Below are 24,141 nucleotides of genomic sequence, written 5' to 3'. Positions count from 1 at the left end.
TGCGCCGATGATAGTGCTGCAACCAGTGTGAAAGTAGGTTATCGTCAGGCTAGTTATATAGAAAAACCCCGTCAGTTGATTCTGGCGGGGTTTTTTGCATTTGGAATTCCATGGAACATTTGCACTTACGCCAGGCTACCACCAGCGACCTGGCTGAAATCATGCGTCTCGAACGCGCCGGTTTTGCCGCCGCGATCCAGGAAACCGCGGCGACGTTTTCCGAGCGCCTGGCCGCAGGCGGCGAGGGCTGCTGGGTCCTGGCCGGCCCCGACAACCATCTGTACGGCTACCTGTGTGCGGAATTCTGGCGCTATGAAGCCGAGGTGGCGGCCGATCGTTTTGCGCGCGACCACAGCGCCGCCGCGACGCACTGCGCCGATGGCGAAGAAATCTACGTGTCATCGATGGTGCTCGACCCCGTATTGCGCGGCGCCGGCTGGGGCGGCCGCCTGTTTAATGGCGCGCTGGATGCCATGCGCGAACGGCACCGCCAGCTGCGCAGCGCGATCCTGATCGTGCATCCGGAATGGCTGGGCGCCCGCCACATATACCGCCGCGCCGGCTTCAGGGAAATCGGCGCCGTGCCCGCGTATTTTGCCGCGCCCGATGGCGCCTCCCATGCCGCCATCATCATGCGCCGCGAGGGCAATGGCTGCAGCACCATTGCAACATGATCTACTTGAACTTTTGACATTGTTGTTGCGGGCTGTTACTGTCGCACCACCTGTCAATGTTGACAGTTGACAGTTTGAGTGTGAAGCGCGATCCGGATTGGACATCTACGATATCACTGCGGCATTCGATGCCGCTGACAGCGAAAGCGCCATGCTGGCGGCGCTGGATAAAGCCGCTCGCGCGCTGGGTTTTGATTACTGCGCCTATGGCATGCGCTCGCCGCTCCCCCTGTCCAATCCCCGCGTCATGATGGGCAGCACGTATTCATCCGCGTGGCAGCAACGCTATGCGGAACACAACTACATGACGGTGGATCCCACCGTGGCCCATGCCTTGCGATCCACCGCGCCGCTGATCTGGTCGGAAGCCTTGTTCGAACACGCACGGCCCTTCTGGGAAGAGGCGCGCAGCCATGGCTTGCAAGTCGGCTGGGCACAATCGTCTTACGATGCGCAGGGCAATGTCGGCATGATGACCCTGGCCCGCAGCGGCGAAGCATTGAGCGGGCAGGAGTTGCGCGCCAAGGCGCTGCAAATGTCATGGCTGGCACATGCGACGCACATCGCCGTGAGCCGCATCGCCGCTACCCGTCCGAATGCGCACAATGCCGCTTCGGTTGAACTGACGGCGCGCGAAGTGGAAATGCTGCGCTGGACCGCCGACGGTAAAACCTCCGGTGAAATCGCACAAATCACGGCGATTTCCGAACGTACCGTGAACTTCCACCTGAATAACGCCGTGGAAAAACTCGGCGCCGCCAACAAGACCTCGGCCGCCGTGAAAGCCGCCATGCTGCGCCTCCTGTAAAGGTTGACAGTTACTTGCAAAGCGCAGCTCGCGTTTAATGCTGATATGGCATTAAACGAGGAGCAACGCAATGAATCACGCAACGATGGCGCGGTGGCAGGCTGCGCAGGAAACGGTCATCCCCTATATGGCGGCGCAACCGCTACTGCAATTGCAGGACGTCGGCTACACCTATAGCGGCGGCCATCGCGCCGTCAGCGGCATCACACTGAACCTGGCCCCCGGCATCCTGGGCTTGCTGGGACCGAACGGCGCCGGCAAATCCACCTTGATGCGCATGCTGGCGACCCTGGCCAAACCCAGCGCCGGCACGATCTTGTGGAATGGCGAAGACATCGCCGCCGACCCGGACCCATTGCGCAACACGCTGGGTTACCTGCCGCAGGATTTTGGCGCCTATCCATCGCTGACAGCGCGTGAATTCCTGCGCTACATGGGCGCCGTGAAAAGTCTGCCGCAGGCCGGACTGGGCCGCCGTGTCGATGACTGCCTGGAGCTGGTCGGATTGGAAGCGGCGGCCAACCGCCAGATCGGTTCCTATTCCGGCGGCATGCGCCAGCGCGTCGGTATCGCCCAGGCGCTGCTGAACGACCCGGCATTGCTGATTGTCGACGAACCGACCGTCGGGCTGGACCCGGAAGAGCGCCTGCGTTTCCGCAACCTGTTGACCGACCTGTCCGGCCAGCGCCTGGTGATCCTGTCGACCCACATCGTGCCCGACATCGAAGCGTCCGCCACCACGCTGGCCATCATGGTGAAGGGCTGCCTGTGCTTTAACGGCATGCCGGAAGCCCTGCTGCAGATGGCGCACGGAAAAGTGTGGGAATGGACCGTGCCGGCCACGGAATTGCCGGCGGTGCGCGCCGCATTCCGCGTCAGCGCGTCGCTGCGCCAGCCGCACGGTGTCAAGGTGCGGGTGGTGGCGGATCGCGCTCCCTGCGGCGATGCGCATGCGGTGACGCCGGGCCTGGAAGATGCCTATATGTACCTGCTGTCCCGCCACGAAGGAGCGCAGCGATGAACGGCGCCCTGTACCGCTTCGGCGCGTTGCTGGCGGCGGATTTGCGCCAGCGTACCCGCAGCCAGGTGTTCTGGGTCGTGCTGGCCCTGTCGGTCGGCCTGACCTGGCTGTGCTTTCCTCCCGTGACGGCGAAATACATTATTGTCGGCGTCAACGGCAACCACCGTGGCGCGTATTCCAGCGCATGGATCGGCATGGTGCTGGGCATGCTGTCGATCTGGACCTCGCTGGCCGGCTTCCAGCTGTTGCGCGGCACGGTGCGGCGGGATTTTGAAACGCGCGTGTGGGAATTGCTGGAAGCGACACCGCTCAGCCGCGCGGCCTACCTGTTGTCCAAATGGTGCAGCCACATGCTGGTGCTGGCCATGCTGCTCGCGCCACAGGTGCTGGTGGGACTGGCGGCGCAAGTCTGGCGCGGCGAAGACCGCCATGTCGCGCTGGGCCAGATGCTGGCGCCGGTGCTGCTGTTTGCCGTGCCGTCGCTGGCCGTCACGGCCATGTTCGCGATCTGGTTCGACCTGCTGCCCCGCCTGCGTGGCGCTGCCGGCAGCATCCTGTTCTTCTTTATTTCCGGCGCATCGATCGCGATGGCGGCGCAAAGCGCCACCGGCCATCACTGGTTCAGCGACCCGCGCGGCATCACGCTGTTCCATGAAGCGCTGCAAGCCAACCTGGGCGGGATGCTGGACGGGCCGCTGAAGGCATGCATCGGCTGCGGCTTTGCCGGACGCGACGCCGTGCTGTTCGACTGGCCCGGCTGGACCTTGTCGCCGGCGCAGGTGGCGGGCCGCCTGTTATGGCTGGCCATCGCAGTCGGCGCGGTCTTGCTGGCGGCGCCACTGCTGGACCGGATTGCCGCCAGCAGCCGCAAGGCCGAACAGCGCGATGCCGGCAGCGGGACGTCGCGCGTGGCGCGCTGGCTGGGCATCGCATTGCTGCCGTTGCGCCGCACCCATGGCGGCGCCATGCTGGCGGCGGAATTGCAACTGGCGCTGCAGGGCCGCAAGCCGATGTGGTGGCTGGGCGTGTTGCTGGCATGGGTGTTTCAATGTTCATCCGGGGGACCATGGGCGGCGTATGGCGTGATCGGCGCCTGGCTGTTGCTGGCGCCCGTCTATGGCAATGCGCCATTGCGCGAATCGCAGCACGGCGCCGACGCCATCATGTTTTCCGCAGCGCGGGGCGCACGCCGGATCTTTTTCGCACGCTGGACCATGCTGCTGATGCTGGGCTGGCTGTGGACCTTGCCGGCGATGCTGCAGTTTGCCGGACATGCACCGATGGCGGCGCTGGCCGTCCTGGTGGTGGGCGGATCGCTGGCCAGCTGGAGCATGGCGCTGGCGGCGCTGACGCGCAGTTCCCGCCCGGTGGAAGTCTTGCTGTGCGGCTGCGCGTATTTCGGTTTGCAGGGCATGGCGGTGCTCAATGTCGCCAGCGACTCCGCATGGACCGTGATGCTGCACACCACCTTGCTGCCTGGCGCCGGCATCGCTTATTTACTCAGCTGGCCACGCCTGACCATGGTGGCCTGACGCGGATGGCCCGCAGCGCACGGGTCATGGCGCATGCGGCTACAATATCCGCATGCGCCTGCTGATCATTGAAGACAACGCCGATATTGTCGCCAACCTGTACGAGTTCTTTGAACCCCGGGGCTATACGCTCGACTCGGCGCCGAACGGCTATACGGGACTGGGGCTGGCAACCCAGCACCAGTATGATGCGGTGGTGCTCGATGTCATGCTGCCGGGCCTGAACGGCGTGGAACTGTGCCAGAAACTGCGCAATGAATTGCACATCTCGACGCCCGTCATCATGCTGACGGCGCGCGATACACTGTCCGACAAGGCGGCCGGATTCGATGCCGGCGCCGACGATTACCTGGTCAAACCCTTTTCACTGCAAGAGCTGGAAATGCGGCTCAAGGCGCTGGTGCGCCGCGCGCGCGGCATGGGGCAGGGCACGGCCGTGCTGCGCGTGGGCGACCTGGTGTTCGACACCAGCACCTATACCGCGACGCGGGCCGGCAAGCCACTGGCGCTGACGCGCACCGGGTTTGTCTTGCTGCGCTGCCTGATGCGCGAGGCGCCACGGCTGGTCTCGCGCGACACGCTGGAACATGAAGTGTGGGGCGACGACCGCCCCGACAGCGATGCGCTGCGAACCCACCTGCATGCGCTGCGCCAGGCGCTCGATAAACCCTTCCCATTCGCCATGCTGCGCACGGTGCCCGGCATCGGCTACAAGCTGCTGTCGCCCGGCGACGAACCGGGGGCACCGGCATGACGCGCGCGGTGGAAAGCCTGAAGCGCCGTATCGCCGTTGGCTACACGCTGTATGCGCTGGGCTTCGCGCTGTTTTTCACGGTGATCGTCGCGCTGGCGGTGGAGGGGATCGAAGCCCACCTGGTTGATAACCGCCTGAGCGATGTCGAAGTGTGGGCGGCGCCACGCAGCGTGGCCGGATTGCCAGTGGAAATGCCGGCGGGCCTGAGCTTCCACCGGGGCGCCGATATTCCCCGTTCGCTGCGCGGTTTGCCCGCCGGCTTGCAGGAAAAAGAAGTGGATGGCGTCGGCCTGCACATCCTGGCCGGCAGCGATGCGCACGGCGATTATGTGGTGGTGGACCATACCAGCGACTATGAAAAGGTCGAATTGCTGGTGTACTCGATGTTTGCCGTCAGCGTGATCGGCTTCCTGGCGTTTTCCTGGTTCCTGGGCGGTTATGTGGCGCGCCGCCTAGTGACGCCGGTGGAGGAACTGGCCGCCGCTGTCCGTGGCGGCGCTGCGGAATTGCCGCTGCAGGAGCGTCACGATGAACTGGGCATGCTGGCCCGGGCGTTTTCCGCGCACACGCATGAATTGCGCGCGGTACTGGAGCGTGAACGGTTTTTCACGGGCGACGTCAGCCATGAATTGCGCAGCCCCCTGACGGTCATCATGGGCGCCGCCGAAGTCTTGATGGCCAACGGCGGCAGCCCGGCCACCCTGGCGGCGGCCGAGCGGATTTACCGCGCCGCGCAGGAAGCCGGTGGTTGCGTCAATGTCTTGCTGCTGCTGGCGCGCGCGCCGGACCTGGCGCAGATGGATGAAGTCGATATGGACAGCGTGGCACAGCGGGAAGTGGAGGCTTACCGGCCGATGCTGGCCAACCGCGCCGTACGGCTGAGTTATGAAGGCGGCGCGCCATTTGGCGTGCGGGCGCCGCGCGAGCTGTGTGCGGCCGTGGTCGGCAACCTGGTGCGCAACGCCTGCCAGTACACGCAGCAAGGCGAGATCGCCGTGCGGCTCGATGGCCGCCGCGTCATCGTTGAAGACAGCGGTCCCGGCTTGCCGGCCGCCGTGCGCGCGGCGCTGGCGGGGCAGGTGGCGGCTCCGCCTTCGAGCGCATCGGCGGGAACCGGCCTCGGACTGGCGCTGGTGCGGCGCATTTGTACCTACCTGGGCGCGACCCTGGAACTGGAAGACCGTCCCGGTGGCGGCAGTATTTTCACCATCGCCTTTCCATTGTCATCCGATTTAACGATTCCTTAACGCAACCCTGACGGGAACTTCAACGGCGGTACGCTATCTTGCATTCTCGCGCCCATGGCGGCGCAGGATCAGACTGGATAGTACCGTGAGCTTTTCTCCCCGCATCAGCGCCCCCCTGTTTACCGTCGTGGCATCATCGTTCCTCGTGGTGGCCTATAACCAGGCATTCTGGCATCGCTTCCTGCAGGCGACCGGCGGTTTCAGTTTGGGCAACCTGCCACTGCTGGCGGCGACCTTTGCGCTGCTGGTGCTGCTGTTTAACGCCTGTCTCAGTCTGGTCAATTTCAAACCGGTCATCAAGCCGGTCGTGATGGCGCTGCTCGTCATGACGTCGGCCGCCGCGTATTTCATGAACCAGTATGGCGTGCAGATCGACAAGGCCATGGTGCAAAACGTGGTGGAAACCGACACGCGCGAAGCAGCGGAATTGCTGAGCGTGAACATGGTGGCCACCGTTGTTTTGCTGGGCATCGTGCCGGCGCTGCTGGTGTCGCGCCTGCAACTGACCTACAAGGGGGGCAATGGCCGGCGGGTGCTGGTCAATGGCGCCATGGTGCTGGGCTCCCTGGCGCTGGCGGCCGCCATCCTGATGCTGTTTTTCAAGAGTTATGCGCCGGCGATCCGGGAACACCGCGAATTGCGCTTCCTGCTGACGCCGGCCAACTATATCCAGGCCGTCAACGGCTTCATCAAGCAAAAGCTGGCGCGCCCCATGGTGGTGGCGCCCCTGGGCCGGGATGCGGCGCGCGGCGTCACGTGGACCGGGCGGCCTCGCCGTACCGTGACGGTCCTGGTGGTGGGGGAAACCGCGCGCGCCATGAATTTCTCGCTGAACCAGTATCCGCGCGAGACCAACCCGCACCTGGCGCAGCGCGCGGGCCTGATCAATTTCACCAATATGGCGTCGTGCGGCACCGCCACGGCGGTCTCCCTGCCATGCGTGTTTTCCGCGCTGGGCCGTGAAAATTATTCCGATGGCAAGGCGCAAAGTCAGGAAGGCATGCTGGACGTGTTGCGGCATGCCGGCCTCGACGTGGTGTGGATCGACAATAATTCGGGCTGCAAAGGCGTTTGCGCGCGGGTCGGCTACGAAGATATCTCGCAGCCGGTGGCGGGCGACCCGTTGTGCAATGCCGACGAGTGCTACGACGAAAAGCTGCTGCAGAGCTTGCCGGAACGGATCCGCAATGCGACCAACGACCTGGTGATCGTGCTGCACCAGAAGGGCAGCCATGGTCCCGCGTACTGGAAACGGTATCCGGCGGCGTTCGCGAAATTCGGTCCTGTATGCGAAACCAATGACCTGGAAAAGTGCAGCCGCGAACAAATCACGGCGGCCTACGACAACTCCATCCTGTACACCGACTATGTACTGGATAAGGCCATCGGCATATTGCAAGAGGCCGGCGCGGAGGCGGAGGTGGATACGGCGCTGATGTATTTCTCCGACCATGGCGAATCATTGGGTGAAAAGAATATGTACCTGCACGGTGCGCCGTACATCATTTCGCCGCCGGAACAGCGCCGCGTCCCCTTCATGCTGTGGATGTCCGGCCAGTACGCCGAGCGCTTCAAGATCAACCGCGCCTGCGTGGCGGCGCGCGCGGGCCAGCCGTTTTCGCACGATAACGTGTTCCACTCGGTGCTCGGCATGCTCGACATCAGCACGGCGGTCTATAACCCGGCACTCGATCTCTTCAATGCCTGCACCCATGGCTGAGCAGCTGTTGTCGGGCCAGGCGTTACGGCGGGCGGCGGGCGGGCTGGCGTTTGCCGCGCTGCTGATCCTGCTCGAGGGGCATAGTGGGCTGGACCTGTGGCTGGCCGACGCCATGTTCGATATCCACACCCATGAATTCCCATGGCGGCACGCGTGGCTGACCGAACGGTTTGGCCATGGCGCCTTGAAACTGCTGTTGACGGCACTGGGCGCGCTGCCGGTGGCGGCAGTACTGTGGGATGGCCTGCGGCGGGGCCGTGCGCTGGCGCCGTGGTGGCAATTGCGGTTGCGGCTGCTGGCGCTGGGCGCGGTGCTGATCCCGCTGGCCGTGTCGCTGCTGAAGCGCGCCAGCCATTCGCATTGCCCGTGGGACCTGGAGCGCTATGGCGGCTACCAGCCGTATTACCGTTTGCTGGAGCACATGCCGCGCTGGGTCGAGGCAGGGCATTGCCTGCCGGGCGGCCATGCGTCGAGCGCGTTATGGCTGGTGGGCCTGGCCGTGTTCTGGCTGCCGCATGACGCGCGCCGGGCGGCCCTGGTGGCCGGCTGGGCGCTGGTGTTTGGCGCACTCGTAGGCTGGATGCAACAATTGCGCGGCGCGCATTTTCTCAGCCATACGCTGTGGTCGATGTGGATTGCCGCCGCCATCTTGCTGGCGCTGTTGGCCGCGCAGCACGCATGGCGCACCGCAACCGGTGCGCGCCGGACGACGGGACGGCAACGCGTTGCAAATTGATGCCGCTGGCACTGGGCAAGCCGGGGAGTTGAGTTGTATTATTCATCATTGCATCTTAATCATGAGATGCCGGATGTTAGCTACTTTTCAACTAAAAGGTGTTTCCCATGTCAGCAAATAAATATCGCCTGGTTACCCGCAGCGATTTCGATGGACTGGTCTGCGCGGTGCTCCTGAAGCACCTGGACATGATCGACGATATCCTGTTCGTGCACCCGAAGGATATGCAGGACGGCAAAATCGCCGTCAGTGACAAGGACATCACGACCAACCTGCCGTATGCGGCCGGCGTCCACCTGGCGTTTGACCACCACCTGTCGGAAACCATCCGCAACACGGGCGAGCGCACCAACCACATCATTCATCCAAGCGCACCGTCGGCGGCGCGCGTTGTGTACGACTACTATGGCGGCCGCGCGGCCTTCCCGGCGTCGTGGGACGACATGATGGCGGCCGTGGACAAAGGCGATTCGGCCCGCTTCAACCGCGACGAAGTACTGAACCCGCAAGGCTGGGATTTGCTGAACTTCCTGATGGATGCCCGCACCGGCCTGGGCCGTTTCCGCGACTTCCGCATCTCGAACTACAATCTGATGATGGATTTGATTGATTACTGCCGTAATCACACCATCGCGGAAATCATGGACTTGCCGGACGTGAAAGAGCGCAAGGACCTGTACTTCGACCACGTCGAAAAGTGCAAGGAACAAATCCAGCGTTGCGCCACCGTGCATAAAAACCTGGTGGTGCTGGACTTGCGCAATGAAGAAACTATTTTCGCGGGCAACCGTTTCATTATTTACGCGCTGTACCCGGACACCAATATTTCCATCCACGTGCTGTGGGGCCTGAAAAACCAGAACACCGTGTTTGCGACCGGTAAATCGATCCTGAACCGCACGTCGAAGACCAACATCGGCGCGCTGATGCTGGAATACGGCGGCGGCGGCCATGAAAATGCGGGCACCTGCCAGGTTGACAATGAAATGGCGGAAGATGTTCTGGGGGCGCTGACGCAGCGCATTACCAGCGAAGGCTGAACTTCTTCGCCGCACCAATGAAAAAGGCGCTTCAACGTGAAGCGCCTTTTTGTTACCTGCTGCATTAATTCAATTCACGTGAAACCGCAAACGAATTAGAACTCTTTCTCAGGCAAGGCAATAGAATTGTCCGTGCTGAACTGGTAGTCCTTGAACACGTGTTCCGCGCTCAGCAGCTGGTAGTCGCCGTTTGGCATCTTGTACGACGTATCCTTGAGGCGGTACGTGTAGTGGCCGCAAGTCCAGCAATTGAAGTTGCGCATGTGCGTGCACAGGCAAGTCTTGTCCATCACGGAAATGCCCTTGTCGCTGCCGTTGTTGGCCAGGACTTCGCGGTTGTACGAATTGATGTACGCGCAATTGCCCGATGCATCGAGCAGGTAGCCATACGATTCGCAGCCCGGGCGGATGCCGGCGCCGATCGCTGGGGTGTTCTTCAGCATGCGCATCGGGTAGCCGGTCGGCGAGACGCCATTGACGATGATGTCTTCTTCGCTGGCCTTGAAGTATTCCTGCTTGACCTTGTCCGGCAAGCCGCATTCCTTGGTGACGGTGAAGCGGGTCGCCACCTGGACACCGGCCGCGCCCATTTCCAGGAACGAAACCGCGTCGCTGCCGGTGAACACGCCGCCGGCGGCGATCACAGGAACGTCCAGCTCTTCTTTTTTCAGGTAGTCGAGCACTTCCTGCGTGATCACGTGCAGGTCGAATTCTTTCCAGTCTTCCAGGCCAAAGCCCAGGTGGCCGCCGGCCAGCGGGCCTTCCACGATCACGTAGTCAGGCAGGCGGTCGAGCTTGGCGTTCTTGCGCAGGAAAATTTGCAGCGCGCGCACCGACGACACGATGATGCCCAGCTTGGCTTCGCGGAAGCGCGGGTGGTCCGCCATCAGGGCGAACGAGCCGAAGTGCAGGCCGGCCGACAAGGTGATGCCGTCGATGCCCGCGTCCAGCGCCGCGTTCAGGCGCGTGCGCAGGGTTTCCTTCGGGCCGTTCATGGTCAGCTTTTCCATGCAGTTCACGAAGATCAGGCCGGGACCTTGTTTCGCTTCCATGGTCCGGCCGATGTGCAGGCGCTGCGCCTCGGCCAGGCGTTCCAGGTCGAACTGCACGCTGGACTTGTCCATGTTCAGGATGTTGTGCTTGTAGAGCTTGGTTTTATCCTTGACGAAGGTCGTGTCGAAGCGGCGGTCCGACACGTCTTCCACCATGGCGTCCGAGATATGCCCGATGCCGCCCAGGCGGGCAGCTTCCAGCGCCAGTCCGGCCGTGGAAATGTCCACGCCCATGCCGCCGATCATGATGGGCACATATTCCTTGTCGCCCAAACGCAGGCGGAAGTCGTCAACTCGTTTCATTACTGTCCTTAAACTACGTGAAGCAGCAGGGCCGGGCACAATGCCTGCGCCCCGCTTAACGGTACATGGGGAGAAGCTGTGAGGGCTTAGTCGCGGAAATTGTTGAATTCCAGCGGGGTATCCGGTACATCTTTGCGCAGCAGTTGCATGGCTGCCTGCAGGTCGTCGCGCTTGGCGCCGGTGACACGCACGGTTTCACCCTGGATGCTGGCTTGCACCTTCATCTTGCTTTCCTTGATGACCTTGGTGATTTTCTTCGCGGTGTCGCTGTCCAGGCCATTCTTGACCTTGATGACTTGCTTGACCTTGTCGCCGCCGATTTTCTCGACCTTGCCTTCGTCCAGGAAGCGCACGTCGACCTTGCGCTTGGCCAGCTTGTTGGTCAGCACGTCGCGTACTTGGCTCAGCTGGAAGTCGGAATCCGCAAATGCGGTCAAGTCATTTTCTTTTTGCTCGACGCGGGCATCGCTGCCCTTGAAGTCGAAACGGGTGGTGATTTCCTTGTTGGATTGATCGACGGCGTTACGCACTTCGATCATGTCGGCTTCGGAGACTACATCAAACGACGGCATGATATTTCCTTTAATATTAATGCTGCGACAAGAAAGCTGCCGCAAAGATGTGCCATTTTAACGGACAACGGCCCGAACGCTCGGTCGTTTTTGGCGGGTTGGCACTATAATTGACCAAAATACTCGGTCAGCCATGCAAGTAAATCTCCCCATCGTCCACGAATTCCCTCTCACGTCACTCAACACTTTTGGCATTGCCGCCCGCGCCGCAACGTATTTGCGGGTGGAATCCGGGGCCCAATTGCAGGCCGCGCTGGCCGATCCGGCGCTGGCCGCCTTGCCGCGGCTGGTGCTGGGCGGCGGCAGTAATGTGCTGCTGACCGGGGATGTCAACGGCCTGGTGCTGCACATGGCGCTGCAAGGGCGGGAAACGCTGGCCGGCACGGCCACCCACCACCACGTGCGCGCCGCCGCCGGTGAAAACTGGCATGCGTTTGTCCAGTGGACCTTGGAGCAGGGCATGCCGGGTCTGGAAAACCTGTCGCTGATTCCCGGCACCGTGGGCGCCGCGCCGATCCAGAATATTGGCGCGTATGGCGCGGAAACCAAGGATTATTTCCTCAGCCTGACCGCTTATGATCCCGCCACCGGGCAATTCGTGACGATGGCGCGCGATGCGTGTCGCTTTGCCTACCGCGACAGCATCTTCAAGCAGGACGCCGGGCGCGGGCTGATCATTGTCGACGTGACGTTTGCCCTGCCGAAGGCGTGGACGCCGAACCTGCGCTATGCGGAACTGGCGCAGGCCGTCGCGGCGCAAGGCATTACCGCGCCAACCGCGCGCGACGTGGCCGATACCGTGATTGCCGTGCGCCGCCGCAAGTTGCCGGACCCGGCCGAGATCGGCAATGCGGGGAGTTTCTTCAAGAACCCGGTGGTGCCGGCCGAGGCTTGCGCGCATTTGCTGACGCAATTTCCCACGCTGGTGCATCACCGTCAGCCGGATGGAACCGAGAAGCTGGCGGCGGGGTGGCTGATCGACCAGTGCGGGTGGAAAGGGCGCTCGCTGGGCAATGCCGGGGTCTATGAAAAGCAGGCGCTGGTGCTGGTGAACCGGGGCGGGGCGACCGGGGCGGACGTGCTGGCGCTGGCGCGTGCGATCCAGGCCGATGTGCAGCAACGGTTTGGGGTAATGCTGGAGGTTGAGCCGGTGTTTGTTTGAAGCCGCAGGTCTGCGATGTCGGCTTTGCCTCCGGCAAAACCGACCTACGGAATACCAGCCTGGTTATCTGAGGCTTTGTGGCCTGTCTCAGGTTGCGGGATTGGCCGCTGACGCGACCTGATTGCGGCCGCCATGCTTGGCCGCATACAGCGCCTTGTCCGCCATGGCAATCAAGGCTTCCACACTTGATTCCGGGGTCGGAATGATGCTGGCGACACCGACCGACATGGTCACCACGCCCGACGGCGAACCGCTGTGCGTGATGTGCAGGTTTTCCAGGTGGCGCACGCAATCTTCCGCCACGCTCAGGGCGCCGGCCAGTGGCGTATCGGGCAAGACGATGGCAAATTCTTCACCACCGTAACGGGCCGTCAGGTCGGCCGGGCGTTTCAAGTGTTCGGTCAGCACGGCGGCGGCCTTTTTCAGGCACAGGTCGCCGCTGAGGTGGCCATAGGTATCGTTGTACAGCTTGAAGCAGTCGATATCGCACATCAGCAGCGACAGCGGCTGGCGGTCGCGCTGGGCGCGCTGCCACTCCACGCGCATCGCGTCATCGAAGCGGCGGCGGTTGGCGATGCCGGTCAAACCATCGAGCGCGGCGAGCTTTTGCAGTTCGATGTTGGCGTCGGCCAGTTGCTTCTGGCTTTCGCGCAGGAAGCGGAAAGCCTGGTCGCGCTGCAAACGGCTGATGTGGGCATTCGAGTGGTAGCGTACGCGGGCCAGCAATTCCAGCTTATCGGGCAGCTTGACGATGTAATCGTTGGCGCCCACGGCAAAGCTGTGCGCTTTGAGTTTCGGATCTTCCTTGGCCGACAACACGATCACGGGCACATGGCGCAGCGCTTCGTCGTCGCGGTATTGCTTGATCAGGCCGAAGCCGTCGATGTTCGGCATCACCAGGTCTTGCAGGATGACGGTGGGTTGCAACTGCACTGCCGCCTGTGCCGCCAGCGTGGCATCGGTGACGTAATGGAATTCAATGTCGGCCTGTTCGCTCAGCATGCGGCGCACGGCTTCGACAATGATCAACTGGTCATCTACCAGCAAGACGCGGACCTTGAATATGGTCAGGCCGGGTTCCGCATCCGCTTGCTGGATGGACCGGGGCAACGTGGTGTCAGACATGTAATTCTCATGGTTATGCGCCGGCACCTCGTCAGCTGACACATTGCTGTCAGCTGCGGCTGCCGGTCGTACTGCGTATCATCGGCCCAATCTTGTCCAGCGGCAGAACCATCTGCGCCGCATCCAGTTCGACCGCCGCGCGCGGCATGCCATATACCGCGCTGGTCGCCTGGTCTTGCGCAATGGTGGTGTGGCCGGCCTGGCGCATGGCCAGCAATCCTTCCGCACCGTCGCGGCCCATCCCGGTAAGTAAAACCCCTACGGCATCTCCTTGGAAATGGCGTGCAACGCACCGGAAAAACACGTCAACCGACGGACGATAGGCGTAATCCCTTGGTGCTGCATCGTAACCCAAGCGGTAGTCTTTATCCAGCACCAGGTGGTCGTTACTTTTTGCCACTAAGACCACACCGGGACACAGGCTGTCGCCATCGTCGACGGTGCGCACCGGGATCGTCAATTGCTCGCCCAGCCAGCGGGCGAAATGGTCGGCAAAGTGTTCATCGATATGCTGCACCACAACAATCGCACAGCCGGGCGCCGGCGCCCATCCGGCCAGCATTTTCGAGACCGCGACCGGACCGCCGGTCGACGCGCCGATCGCCACCAGCCGCGTGACGCCAGTATTGCGCTGCTCCGGCGCGGAGGTCGGGCAGCGCGGTTGCATCGATTGATTGCCGCCGCTGTGGCGGATCAACTTATCCATGGTGCGGATCTTGGCCAGCAATTCGGTGGCGCCATCGGCTTTGCCCTGCAACATCGGCGTGGCGGTGACATCGAGCGCACCGGCGCCCAGCGCGCGGAACACCTGATTGACCGAATCCTGTGGCCGTCCCGTGACCACGAGGATGGCGCACGGGCTTTGCTCCATGATTTGCCGGGTGGCTTCCACGCCATCGAGTTCCGGCATGTTCAAATCCATCAGCACCAGGTCGGGGCGGTTTTCCGCACACTTGCGCACGGCTTCCACGCCGGTGCGGGCAATCCACACCACCTGGTGTTCGGCCGTGCTGGCCACCACGCGGCGCAGCGCTTCCGCCGCCATGGCGACATCGTTGGCGATACCGATTTTCATTTGTGGGCGTCTCCGATCAAGTCTGCAACCGCATCGAGCAACGTCTCGTCGTGAAAACTGCCCTTGGTCAAATAATAATCGGCGCCGGCCGCCATGCCGCGCGCGCGGTCTTCCGGCCGGTCCTTGTACGACACGATCATGACAGGCAACTTGTGCAAGTGGATGTCCTTTTTGATCAGCGACACCAGTTCGATGCCATCCATGCGCGGCATGTCGACGTCGGTGATCACGAGGTCGTATTCGCCGCTGCGCACCACGTTCCAGCCATCGATGCCATCGATCGCGATATCGACTTCGAAACCACGGCTTACCAGCAGCTTACGCTCCATTTCGCGTACTGTCAGCGAGTCGTCCACCACCAGGATGCGTTTCAGTTTGCGCCGCTCCAGGTGGCCGGTGCGCGCCAGCTGGTGCAGCGCGCCTTCATGCAGCAGTTTGTCGATCGACACCAGCAAGTCCGGCACGTCGAGGATCAGCACGGGTTCGCCGTTATCAAGCAGGGCGGCGGCGGAAATGTCGCGCATCTTGCCGAAGATCGGGTCGATCGCCTGCACCGCCAGGCTTTCTTCGCCCCGGATGGCGTCGACCACCATCGCATAACGGCGCGCGCCGGTGCCGATCACCACCACCGGTAATTCGTCGTCGGCCGGCGTGCTGTCGCCCAGTTCCAGCACTTGCGAGGCCGAGACCAATCCCAGGTGTTCGCCTTCGTGGTCGAAGAACTGTTTGTTTTCCAGCGTGTGGATGGCGCCCGGCGGGACCTTGACGATGCGCTCGACCTTGACGATCGGCACCGCATAGGCTTCGCCCTTGATGTCCACCACCAGTGCGCGCACGATCGATTGCGTCAGCGGCAAGGTAATGTGGGTGGTAAAACCCTTGCCCAGCTCGGACTCGATGCGCACCGTGCCATTCTGGTCGCGTATGGTGTCGTGCACGATATCGAGGCCGACGCCCCGGCCGGAAATTTCCGTGGTGTTTTCCTTCAGGCTGAACGCGGGCAGGAATAAAAATTCCATCAATTCCGCCTGCGACATCGCTTGCGCCATGCTGGCGCTGGCCATCTTGCGTTCCACCACGGTGCGGCGGATTTTCTCCAGATCGACGCCACGCCCGTCGTCGCTGATCTCAATCGACAGCATGCCGGCCCGGTGCCGCGCTTCCATCACCACGGTGCCACATGGCGGCTTGCCTGCGGCGGCGCGGCCGGCCGGGTCTTCCATGCCGTGGTCCACCGCGTTGCGCAAGATGTGGTTCAGCGGGCTTTCAATGCGGGCCAGGATATCGCGGTCCACCAGCGTGTCTTCACCGACGATACGCAGTTGCACATCCTTGCCCAGGCTGCGCGCCAGGTCGCGCACCATGCGTGGAAAATGCTGGACGCCGTCACGGAAGGGGCGCATGCGCATGGCCAGCACTTCATCGACCATGTTTTGCGACACGTTGAGCAGCTTGCGTTCCCAGTTTTCAAAGTCGGCGATGTGCTCCAGCACGAATTGCTTCAGCGGCTGCGTTTTTTGCAGCGCCAGCAGCGATTTTTCTTTCAGCGCCGGGTCGTGGCTGACGGATATCGCTTCATGCAATTGTTCGACCACGGCAAACAGGCTGGCCTGGCTGCGCTTGAAGCGCTGCATCGCTTGCAGCAGCGGGTGCATCTGGTGCGCGTGGATGCGCGCTTCGCTGGCCAGCGACAGCAGGCGGTCAAAGGCCTGGTTCGCCTTGCCGGGCGCCGGACGGCTGCCTGCGGCCGGCGCTGGTCCGTCACCGTCGGCCGCGGATGGCGGGACTGTGCCGGGCACGGCGCCGCTGCCGTCGTCCAAGGCAGGGATTTCCGCCGGTGCCGAGGCTGCCGGAGCTGCCGAGGCGACGGCGCTTGCGGACAGTGCTGATGGTGTGGACGGCGCTGATGATGCCGATGGTGCCGATGGTGCCGATGATGCGAATGGTGCCGATGACGCGGATGGCGCGGATGGCGCGGCAAATACCGGCGGCAAATCCAGCGGTTCCGGCAGGAAGGCGATGCCGTGGATCGCGGTCAGCGTGTTTTGGAACAGGGCGCCATTGGCGGCCAGCCAAGGCGCGACGCCGGCGTCATCGAGCCGCGACACTTGCAGCACCAGGTCCACGCCGGCCAGCAGCACGTCGACCCGGTTCGGCGTCAGTTTCAGCTTGCCGTGCTGTGCCGCGATGAAGGCGTCTTCCATCGCATGCGCCAGCTGCACGATGGAATCGAGCCCGACGATAGCGGCCGCCCCTTTGATGGAATGGGCGGCGCGCATCATCGGCTCCACCGCCGAGGCGTCGGCGCCCGAGCGTTCGACCGCCAGCAAGCCGTCCGTGAGGATCATGGTTTGCGCGTCCGCTTCCATGCGGAACAGCTCTTGCATGGAAAACTGGCTCAAGTCGCCATTTTGTTCGTTGCTCAACGCAGGCTCCTTGCAAATTGGTGGCCCAGCAAGCCGGCATCCAGGCAGCCGATCATCATGCCGTCATGTTCGACCACGCCGGTCAGGTAGCGCTGCAGTCCCTTGTTGATGGTGGCGGCCGGCGCCTGCACGGCGGCCGACGCATAACGCACGATGCCGTGCAAGTCCGCCACGGGCAGGGCATACGCTTGCTGCTCCCATTGCACCAGCAACAGCCGCGCAAACGTGTGGCGGCCGGTGCGAGGTGTGGTCAAGGCGGAGGACACGCCCAGCAATTCCGCCAGCGCGATACAGGGATACAGCTTGCCGCCCACGTTGACGACGCCGGCCAGTCCGCGCGCGCTGCGGTGCGGCAGCTTGTGCGGCAAGGCCTGGGGCGCCACCAGCACGAACATCGAGGTGGGCAGCGCCAGCCATTCGTCGCCGATGCGGAACACCAGGCTGGAACTGTCGTGCTTGGCGTCGCTGTCGGGCGGCTGGCGGAAGTGTTCCGCCCATTCCCGCTGGTAGCCGTCGCCCACGGCGCGCTGCAGGTTCAATTGCGCCGCCTGGCCATACACGCTGCAATTGCGGCAATGGATATGCTGTTGCAACAGTTCGCAACTGTGGTCGCCGCGGATGCCGATGCGGTTCCAGCAATCAGTTATGGTTTGTTCCACCGTCATGGTTCAGTTCTCGTTGCGTTGCTGCGCTGGTAAATGCGGCGCGCCCGTGCTTTCAACGCCGCCGCGCCATCCGCGTTGCCTTGCTGCTCGGCCAACAGCGCCAGGTGGCACAGTGCTTCATAGTGGTCGGGCTGCAGGTAGATGCAGCGGCGCCAATACTGTTCCGCCTCCCTGGCGTCCTGCGCCTGTTCGCGCAGCATGCCCAGGATGAAGTAGGCTTCGGCGGAATGCGGATCGGCAGCCAGCACCGCCTGGCAGGCGTCGGCCGCTTGCGCGTGCTGGCCACGGTCGGCCAGGGCGCGCGCGGTGGCGATGGCGGCGCCTGCTTTGCCGGCGCCGTCGTGCGCCGGTATGGCAGCGGGTGACGGCTGCGCCGCGCCTGCGGCGGAGCGCCTGCCGGCGGGCAAGAACGCGGCGGCAGGCAGGGAGGGCGGGGCGGCGGGCGATGACGCGGCGCGCCGTGCCGTTGACGACAGGGCGGATGGTGCTGGCTGCGCCTGGCGCGGCGCAGCGGATGATGGCAGGGCGCCACGGCCAGCCGATGCCGCCCCGATGGCGGCAGCGGCGGCGGCACTGGCGGCGCCAGTCCAGGGGACGCCGGCAGGGCGGGGCGCCGTCCGCCGTTCCGGTACCGTATCGCCGGGCCGTGGCAGCGTGGCGTAGCGCGGCGCGGGATCCGGGTCTTTTTTCAGCGCAAAGGCGTAGCGGTGCGGCAGCGGCGTAAAACCATGCTGCGTAAACGACGGCACTTCCGCGTAGCCCGCAAACAGCACGCCATCGTCGTCCAGCATGGACGACAGGCGCGCGATGGCGTTGGCCGTGGTGGGCTTGTCGAAATAAATCAGCAGATTGCGGCAAAAAATCACGTTGTAATAGCGGGCGTAGACCGACGCGTCCATGTCCAGCAAGTTGCCCTGGGTGATCCGCACTTGCGTCCGCACGGCATCGTTGATGCGGTAAGTGTCGTTGTCCGCCGCGTCGAAGTATTTGTCGCGGAATGCCAGGTCCTTGCTGCGGAACGCATTGCGGCCATACATGCCGGCCCGCGCCCGCGCCACGCAGACGGGGCTGAGGTCGATGGCGTCGATGGTAAAGCCGGCGGGGGCGATGCCCGCATCGAACAGCGCCATCGCCATGGAATACGGTTCTTCGCCGCCCGCGCACGGCACCGACAGGATGCGCACCGGCTGCGTGCGGCCCGGCAGCCACCCCTGGACATAGTCGACCGCGGTCTGGAATGCCTGTGGATCGCGGAACATCCAGGATTCCGGCACCACCAGCAACTCCACCAGTTCCGTCAATTCGTGGGACGACAGCGCGGCCAGGTAATGGTCGCGGTTGACTTCACCGGTGCGCTCCATGCGCTGGCGGATGGCGCGCTCGGCCTGCGCGCGCGACACGTTCAGGCCGGTCGCGCTGCGGATCATCGCTTGCGCGCTCACGCCGCCACCTCGGGGAATAGCGCGTCGCGCACCTCGGCCGGCAACAGCCGGTCCAGCACCACCAGCTGCACCATGCCGGCGCCGGTGCTGCCTTCTTGCGCGCATCCGCTGACCTGGCCCAGGAACGGCGCGGCCCGCACCCCGGGATCGCTCAAATCCGCCGGATTGATTTCCTGCACCCCCAGCACCCGTTCCGCCAGCAAGCCCAGCGCCCGGACCGCGCCGCCGGGCAAGGTGTAATCGGCCAGCACGATCCGGGTATCGAAGTGGCCGGCGCTGGCTTCGTAACCGGCCAGCCGCGCCAGGTCGATCACGGGCACGGGCTGGCCGTGCAGGTTCATCAGTCCGGCCACCGCGTGCGGCGCCAGCGGCACGCGCTTTAATTCCATCAGCGGCAACACGCGCTGGATCTGCCGCAGCGGCAAGCCGTAGCGGTCAGGCCCGATATGGAAGACCAGGAGCTTCATGCATTCACCGCAAAGGTCGTGACGCTGGACTGCAAGTCGCCCGCCGCAAATTGCAGCTGCCGTACCGCTTCACTGGTGGATTTCAGCGAATCCACGGTTTGCTGGGTGGCGTCGTTCAACTGCATCATGGTTTCCGTGATTTGCTGGGCGCCGACCGCTTGCGACTGCATGCCCTGCAACACCGCGTCAAATTGCGGCGCCAGCTTTTGCACCTGGCCCATCACGCCGGACAATTGTTCCACCACCCGCCGCACTTCCGTCACGCTGCGCCGGATTTCCTCGGAAAACTTGTCCATGCCCATCACGCTGGCCGATACCGCGGACTGCATTTCCTTCAGCATTTGCTCGATGTCCCAGGTCGAGACCGAGGTCTGGTCCGCCAGGCGGCGGATTTCCGTCGCCACCACCGAGAAGCCACGGCCCGCTTCACCGGCTTTCTCCGCTTCGATGGCGGCGTTCAGCGACAGGATGTTGGTCTGGTCGGCCACCTTGGTAATCGTCGCCAGCACGCTGTTGATGTTGCTGGCTTTTTCCGACAGCGCGGCCAGCTTGGCGTTGATCGAATCGGTGGCGGACACCATGTGCTGCATGGTTTGGTCCATGCGCTGCAAATTATCTTGCGCCTCGGCGGTGGCGCTGGTGGTGTAATCGGCCACGGCGGTGGCGTCTTCCATGGTCTTCAGCAATTGCTGGGTATTCGATGAAATTTCCTTGGTGGTGGACAGCACTTCCACGCTGGTTTGCGCCTGTTCCACACCGGTGGCTTCCTGCTGCTTGGCCGATGCGGCGATTTCCGTGGCGGAGGTGGTGACCTGGATGCCGGCCTTTTGCACATTGTTGATCAGGGTGCGCAGGTTATCGAACATGGTGGCCAAGCCATGGCCCAGGCGGCCGATGGCGTCGTCACCGGAGACAGTCACCTTGCCCGTCAAGTCGCCCGATGCGGCCTTCGATACGGTATCGAGCAGGGCATCGACCTTGGTGCGCAATTCGTTGGCCGCCGAGATTTCACGGTGCATATTGTCCTGGATCGCTTGCGCCATGTCGTTGAAGGCATAGCCGACCTGGCCCAGTTCATCGTTGGACGTCACCTGGACCCGTGCCGACTGGTCGCCCGATGCAATGCGGCTGACGGTTTGCGTCAAGCCGTTCAGTGGAGCCGTCAGCGCGTTGACCAGCAGGTAAGCGATGCCGGCCGCCAGCACGACGCACAATGCGCCGCCGCCGGCCAGCACCAGCAGCATGGTGTCGCGTAATTGTTCGGTGTTTTTGGCCCGGACGCCGGACAGCCGGTTTTCTTCCGCCGCCGCCGCTTCAATGACCTGGGTCATGCCGGCAATGGCCTGAAAGCCTTCCTTCAGCAACGTCGAACGCCCCATCTGATCCGCCGGGTAAGGCGTGTCCGAGAGGGATCGGCGATACTCGATCAGCTTGCGCACGTAATTGGTGATCCAATCCCGCGTCATGTTGTCCAGCTGGCGGAAGCGGCTGTTTTGCAACGGGTTGTCGGCGGTCAGCGTAATCGCCTTGGCGACATGGTTTTGCAGCCGCCGCTCCAGGTCGGGCATACGGGCGATGCCCGCTTCGTTCCCATTCAGGAAATAGGCGCGCCCAACGGCCTGGATTTCCAGCGCCACATTTTCAATCCGGTCCGCTTCCAGCATGACTTCCATGGTGTGCTTGTCGAGCCGGTTTGCATCGGACAGGCGGATGAAGTTGTCATAGGCCGAGGCCAGCAGCACCAGCAGGATCACCAGGATTGCGCCGAAGCCTGCATACAATTTCTTCTTGATACTCAGGTTGTTGAACATGTTTTCTCCGGCGCTGATGCGGGTTCTTCCTGTCAGGTATTGACGGCAAAGGTGGCGACACTGGTTTGCAAATCGCCCGCCGCAAATTGCAGCTGCCGTACCGCTTCACTGGTGGATTTCAGCGAATCCACGGTTTGCTGGGTGGCGTCGTTCAACTGCATCATGGTTTCCGTGATTTGCTGGGCACCGACCGCTTGCGACTGCATGCCCTGCAATACCGCGTCAAATTGCGGCGCCAGCTTTTGCACCTGGCCCATCACGCCGGACAATTGTTCCACCACGCGCCGCACTTCCGTCACGCTGCGCCGGATTTCCTCGGAAAACTTGTCCATGCCCATCACACTGGCCGATACGGCGGACTGCATTTCCTTCAGCATTTGCTCGATATCCCAGGTCGAGACCGAGGTCTGGTCCGCCAGGCGGCGGATTTCCGTCGCCACCACCGAGAAGCCCCGGCCCGCTTCGCCGGCTTTCTCCGCTTCGATGGCGGCGTTCAGCGACAGGATGTTGGTCTGGTCGGCCACCTTGGTGATGGTGGCCAGCACGCTGTTGATGTTGGACGCTTTTTCCGACAGCGCGGCCAGCTTGGCGTTGATCGAATCGGTGGCGGACACCATGTGCTGCATGGTCTGGTCCATGCGCTGCAAATTATCCTGCGCCTCGGCGGTGGCGCTGGTGGTGTAATCGGCCACGGCGGTGGCGTCTTCCATGGTCTTCAGCAATTGCTGGGTATTCGATGAAATCTCCTTGGTGGTGGACAGGATTTCCACGCTGGTTTGCGCCTGTTCCATGCCGGTGGCTTCCTGCTGCTTGGCCGACGCGGCGATTTCCGTGGCGGAGGTGGTGACCTGGATGCCGGCCCGTTGCACGTTGTTGATCAGGGCGCGCAAGTTGCCCAGCATGGTCGCCAGGCCATGGCCCAGGCGGCCGATGGCGTCGTCGCCGGTGACAGTGATCTTGCCGGTCAGGTCGCCCGATGCCGCTTGCGATACCGTCGCGAGCAGGGCATCAACCTTGGTGCGCAATTCGTTGGCCGCCGAGATTTCACGGTGCAGGTTGTCCTGGATCGCTTGCGCCATATTATTGAAGGCGTGGCCGACCTGGCCCATTTCATCATTGGACACCACGTGCACGCGGGCGCCTTGTTCACCGGACGCCAGGCGGCCCACCGCTTGCAGCAGGATGGTCAACGGTTCCAGCAGCGCGCGGCCCAGCAGCCAGCCGATCACACTGGCCAGCACCGCCACCACCATCCCGCCGCCGCCCAGCAGCCATTTCTGCGCCTGTTGCAGTTCCTGCGTCGCCGCCGCGCGGGCCGTCAGCAAGCGCTGTTCTTCCGCATTCATCTCGGCAATCAGCTTGCGCACTTCCGCAATGATTTGCGCGCCGTTCAGCACGTCGGCGGAGGTGGCCACCTGTTGCGAAACGCCGACTTTTTTATTCAGTTCGCGCCGCTTTTCCAACAGCGGTTTGATGATGTTTTGCACCCAGTCCACCATCAGCGGCCCCATCTTTTGCAGGCGCTGTTGTTGTGCCGGATTGTCGACAGTTAACCGCAGCAGCGCGGCGTGGTGGACACGCATGGCTTCTTCCTCGCGGGGAATGACTTCCACCAGCGCTTCATTGCCCGTCAACATGAAACCCCGGGTGGAATTCTGGATCTGCAGCACCGACACGGCAATCAGATTGGTCTCTTGCAGGACTTCGCGCGTGTGGCGGTCCCAGTCATTGGCGTCGGACAGGCGATTGAAATTGTTGTAGGCGATGGCGAGGAGGACCAGCAGCAACAAGACAATCGCTCCCAGTCCACCGGCCAGCTTGGTTTTAATTCGCAAGTCTTTCATTGGCGCTCCTTGATAGAAATCAAAGTGTAGCGCTGCCGACAACAAAAGGGGGAAAGAATAGGTCTGTTACGCCGCTGCTTGAATTAAGCCGGGCGTCATGCTGCTACGCACAGATACTCATTTCTTCTGGGCACCGTCCCAGTGCTCCGCAATCTTGCCATTCTCGATGCGGAACATGTCGAACCACGTGGTCGTGTACTTCTTGGCGGGATCTGACGGTTCGGCGATTTCGCGGACGAAGCTCAGTACGACGTAGTCGCCTTCCGCGACGATGGAAACCAACGGTGCTTTGACCTTGGGTTCAATCGGCCTGGGCTTGGCGAACTTGGAAAAAAAGTCGACGAATGCCGCACGACCTGTCGGAACCGTTGGGTTGTGCTGGATGTACGACTCGGCCATGTACTTCTCGGCAAGCTCCATATGGCCGCCTTCAAATACCTCCCGCCAGAAGTCGTAAACAAGGCGCTTGTTTGCGGCCAGACGGGGATCGGCGCTGGCAACCAGCTTTTCATGATCCAGGCTGGCTTGAACGGCAACTTGGGCGTGCGCCGGATTGGCTGTAATCGCGAGGCACGCCGAGATAGTTAAAAGAATCCTGCGCATTTCTGTGATCTCCGAGTAAGGGCTCGTGCGGACGCCTCAAGTGTTTTCTTCACCGCTTCTCT

General features: G+C 62.8%; 21 protein-coding genes. 10 read left to right on the top strand and 11 right to left on the bottom strand.

What is annotated here, in order from left to right:
* The first annotated feature begins 110 nt into the window (after positions 1–110).
* The 9 genes from AC1RRC_RS18155 to AC1RRC_RS18115 all read left to right on the top strand — a co-directional run bounded on the left by AC1RRC_RS18155 (position 111) and on the right by AC1RRC_RS18115 (position 9,532).
* Positions 111–674 carry a GNAT family N-acetyltransferase gene (locus tag AC1RRC_RS18155; protein WP_493056920.1) on the top strand — a complete coding sequence of 188 codons (564 nt, stop codon included), beginning with the start codon at positions 111–113 and terminating at the stop codon, positions 672–674.
* Between the two features lie 97 nt (positions 675–771).
* Positions 772–1,482, top strand: a complete 711-nt coding sequence (locus AC1RRC_RS18150) for an autoinducer binding domain-containing protein (RefSeq protein ID WP_493056919.1) — start codon at positions 772–774, stop codon at positions 1,480–1,482.
* Positions 1,483–1,552: 70 nt separating this feature from the next.
* Positions 1,553–2,503, top strand: coding sequence for an ABC transporter ATP-binding protein (locus AC1RRC_RS18145; protein ID WP_493056918.1), 951 nt, complete (start codon positions 1,553–1,555; stop codon positions 2,501–2,503).
* Positions 2,500–4,035, top strand: coding sequence for an ABC transporter permease (locus AC1RRC_RS18140; RefSeq protein ID WP_493056917.1), 1,536 nt, complete (start codon positions 2,500–2,502; stop codon positions 4,033–4,035). The genes AC1RRC_RS18145 and AC1RRC_RS18140 overlap by 4 nt, the downstream gene beginning before the upstream one ends.
* Before the next feature lie 52 nt (positions 4,036–4,087).
* A complete protein-coding gene (locus AC1RRC_RS18135) occupies positions 4,088–4,789 on the top strand; it encodes a response regulator transcription factor (RefSeq protein ID WP_493056916.1) in 702 nt (233 codons plus the stop codon).
* Positions 4,786–6,036 (top strand): sensor histidine kinase, encoded by a 1,251-nt coding sequence (locus tag AC1RRC_RS18130; protein WP_493056915.1) that lies wholly within the window; start codon positions 4,786–4,788, stop codon positions 6,034–6,036. The genes AC1RRC_RS18135 and AC1RRC_RS18130 overlap by 4 nt, the downstream gene beginning before the upstream one ends.
* An 85-nt stretch (positions 6,037–6,121) precedes the next feature.
* Entirely contained in the window at positions 6,122–7,756 is a 1,635-nt protein-coding gene (locus tag AC1RRC_RS18125; protein WP_493056913.1) for a phosphoethanolamine transferase, read from the top strand.
* A complete protein-coding gene (locus AC1RRC_RS18120; protein WP_493056912.1) occupies positions 7,749–8,492 on the top strand; it encodes a phosphatase PAP2 family protein in 744 nt (247 codons plus the stop codon). The genes AC1RRC_RS18125 and AC1RRC_RS18120 overlap by 8 nt, the downstream gene beginning before the upstream one ends.
* A 107-nt stretch (positions 8,493–8,599) precedes the next feature.
* A complete protein-coding gene (locus tag AC1RRC_RS18115; protein ID WP_493056911.1) occupies positions 8,600–9,532 on the top strand; it encodes an exopolyphosphatase in 933 nt (310 codons plus the stop codon).
* A 95-nt stretch (positions 9,533–9,627) separates the two neighbouring features.
* Here the strand turns inward: AC1RRC_RS18115 and AC1RRC_RS18110 are convergent, their stop codons facing one another.
* Together AC1RRC_RS18110 and AC1RRC_RS18105 are read right to left on the bottom strand one after the other, a co-directional pair.
* Positions 9,628–10,887 carry a nitronate monooxygenase gene (locus AC1RRC_RS18110; protein WP_493056910.1) on the bottom strand — a complete coding sequence of 420 codons (1,260 nt, stop codon included), beginning with the start codon at positions 10,885–10,887 and terminating at the stop codon, positions 9,628–9,630.
* Positions 10,888–10,973: 86 nt separating this feature from the next.
* A complete protein-coding gene (locus AC1RRC_RS18105; RefSeq protein WP_493056909.1) occupies positions 10,974–11,459 on the bottom strand; it encodes a YajQ family cyclic di-GMP-binding protein in 486 nt (161 codons plus the stop codon).
* Positions 11,460–11,592: 133 nt separating this feature from the next.
* Here AC1RRC_RS18105 and murB point away from each other — a divergent pair, with 133 nt between their 5' ends.
* The gene (gene murB, locus AC1RRC_RS18100) at positions 11,593–12,621 is read left to right on the top strand and encodes a UDP-N-acetylmuramate dehydrogenase (protein WP_493056908.1); all 1,029 of its coding nucleotides are present in this window, start codon (positions 11,593–11,595) and stop codon (positions 12,619–12,621) included.
* A gap of 87 nt (positions 12,622–12,708) precedes the next feature.
* Here murB and AC1RRC_RS18095 read toward each other — a convergent pair whose 3' ends face one another.
* The 9 genes from AC1RRC_RS18095 to AC1RRC_RS18055 form a co-directional block, all read right to left on the bottom strand.
* Entirely contained in the window at positions 12,709–13,746 is a 1,038-nt protein-coding gene (locus AC1RRC_RS18095) for a diguanylate cyclase (RefSeq protein WP_493056907.1), read from the bottom strand.
* A gap of 49 nt (positions 13,747–13,795) precedes the next feature.
* Positions 13,796–14,821: a chemotaxis-specific protein-glutamate methyltransferase CheB gene (gene cheB, locus AC1RRC_RS18090; RefSeq protein WP_493056906.1), complete on the bottom strand. Its 1,026-nt coding sequence runs from the start codon at positions 14,819–14,821 to the stop codon at positions 13,796–13,798.
* Positions 14,818–17,247, bottom strand: a complete 2,430-nt coding sequence (locus tag AC1RRC_RS18085; RefSeq protein WP_493056905.1) for a hybrid sensor histidine kinase/response regulator — start codon at positions 17,245–17,247, stop codon at positions 14,818–14,820. Before AC1RRC_RS18085 ends, cheB begins: the two co-directional genes overlap by 4 nt.
* Complete coding sequence (locus AC1RRC_RS18080; protein WP_493056904.1) at positions 17,244–17,912, bottom strand: chemotaxis protein CheW; 669 nt, start codon at positions 17,910–17,912, stop codon at positions 17,244–17,246. Before AC1RRC_RS18080 ends, AC1RRC_RS18085 begins: the two co-directional genes overlap by 4 nt.
* Positions 17,909–19,354: a CheR family methyltransferase gene (locus AC1RRC_RS18075; protein WP_493056903.1), complete on the bottom strand. Its 1,446-nt coding sequence runs from the start codon at positions 19,352–19,354 to the stop codon at positions 17,909–17,911. The genes AC1RRC_RS18080 and AC1RRC_RS18075 overlap by 4 nt, the downstream gene beginning before the upstream one ends.
* The gene (locus AC1RRC_RS18070; RefSeq protein ID WP_493056902.1) at positions 19,351–19,821 is read right to left on the bottom strand and encodes a chemotaxis protein CheW; all 471 of its coding nucleotides are present in this window, start codon (positions 19,819–19,821) and stop codon (positions 19,351–19,353) included. Before AC1RRC_RS18070 ends, AC1RRC_RS18075 begins: the two co-directional genes overlap by 4 nt.
* Positions 19,818–21,632, bottom strand: a complete 1,815-nt coding sequence (locus AC1RRC_RS18065; protein WP_493056901.1) for a methyl-accepting chemotaxis protein — start codon at positions 21,630–21,632, stop codon at positions 19,818–19,820. The genes AC1RRC_RS18070 and AC1RRC_RS18065 overlap by 4 nt, the downstream gene beginning before the upstream one ends.
* 32 nt (positions 21,633–21,664) lie before the next feature.
* Positions 21,665–23,476, bottom strand: coding sequence for a methyl-accepting chemotaxis protein (locus AC1RRC_RS18060; protein ID WP_493056900.1), 1,812 nt, complete (start codon positions 23,474–23,476; stop codon positions 21,665–21,667).
* Positions 23,477–23,593: 117 nt separating this feature from the next.
* On the bottom strand, positions 23,594–24,079 hold the full coding sequence (locus AC1RRC_RS18055) for a nuclear transport factor 2 family protein (RefSeq protein WP_493056899.1): 486 nt from the start codon (positions 24,077–24,079) through the stop codon (positions 23,594–23,596).
* Between the last annotated feature and the right edge of the window lie 62 nt (positions 24,080–24,141).

It is taken from the genome of Pseudoduganella sp. GW821-FHT12E03 (assembly GCF_058807115.1).
The sequence above is the reverse complement of the archived record's forward strand: the minus strand, read 5'-3'. Positions and strand labels throughout refer to the sequence as shown.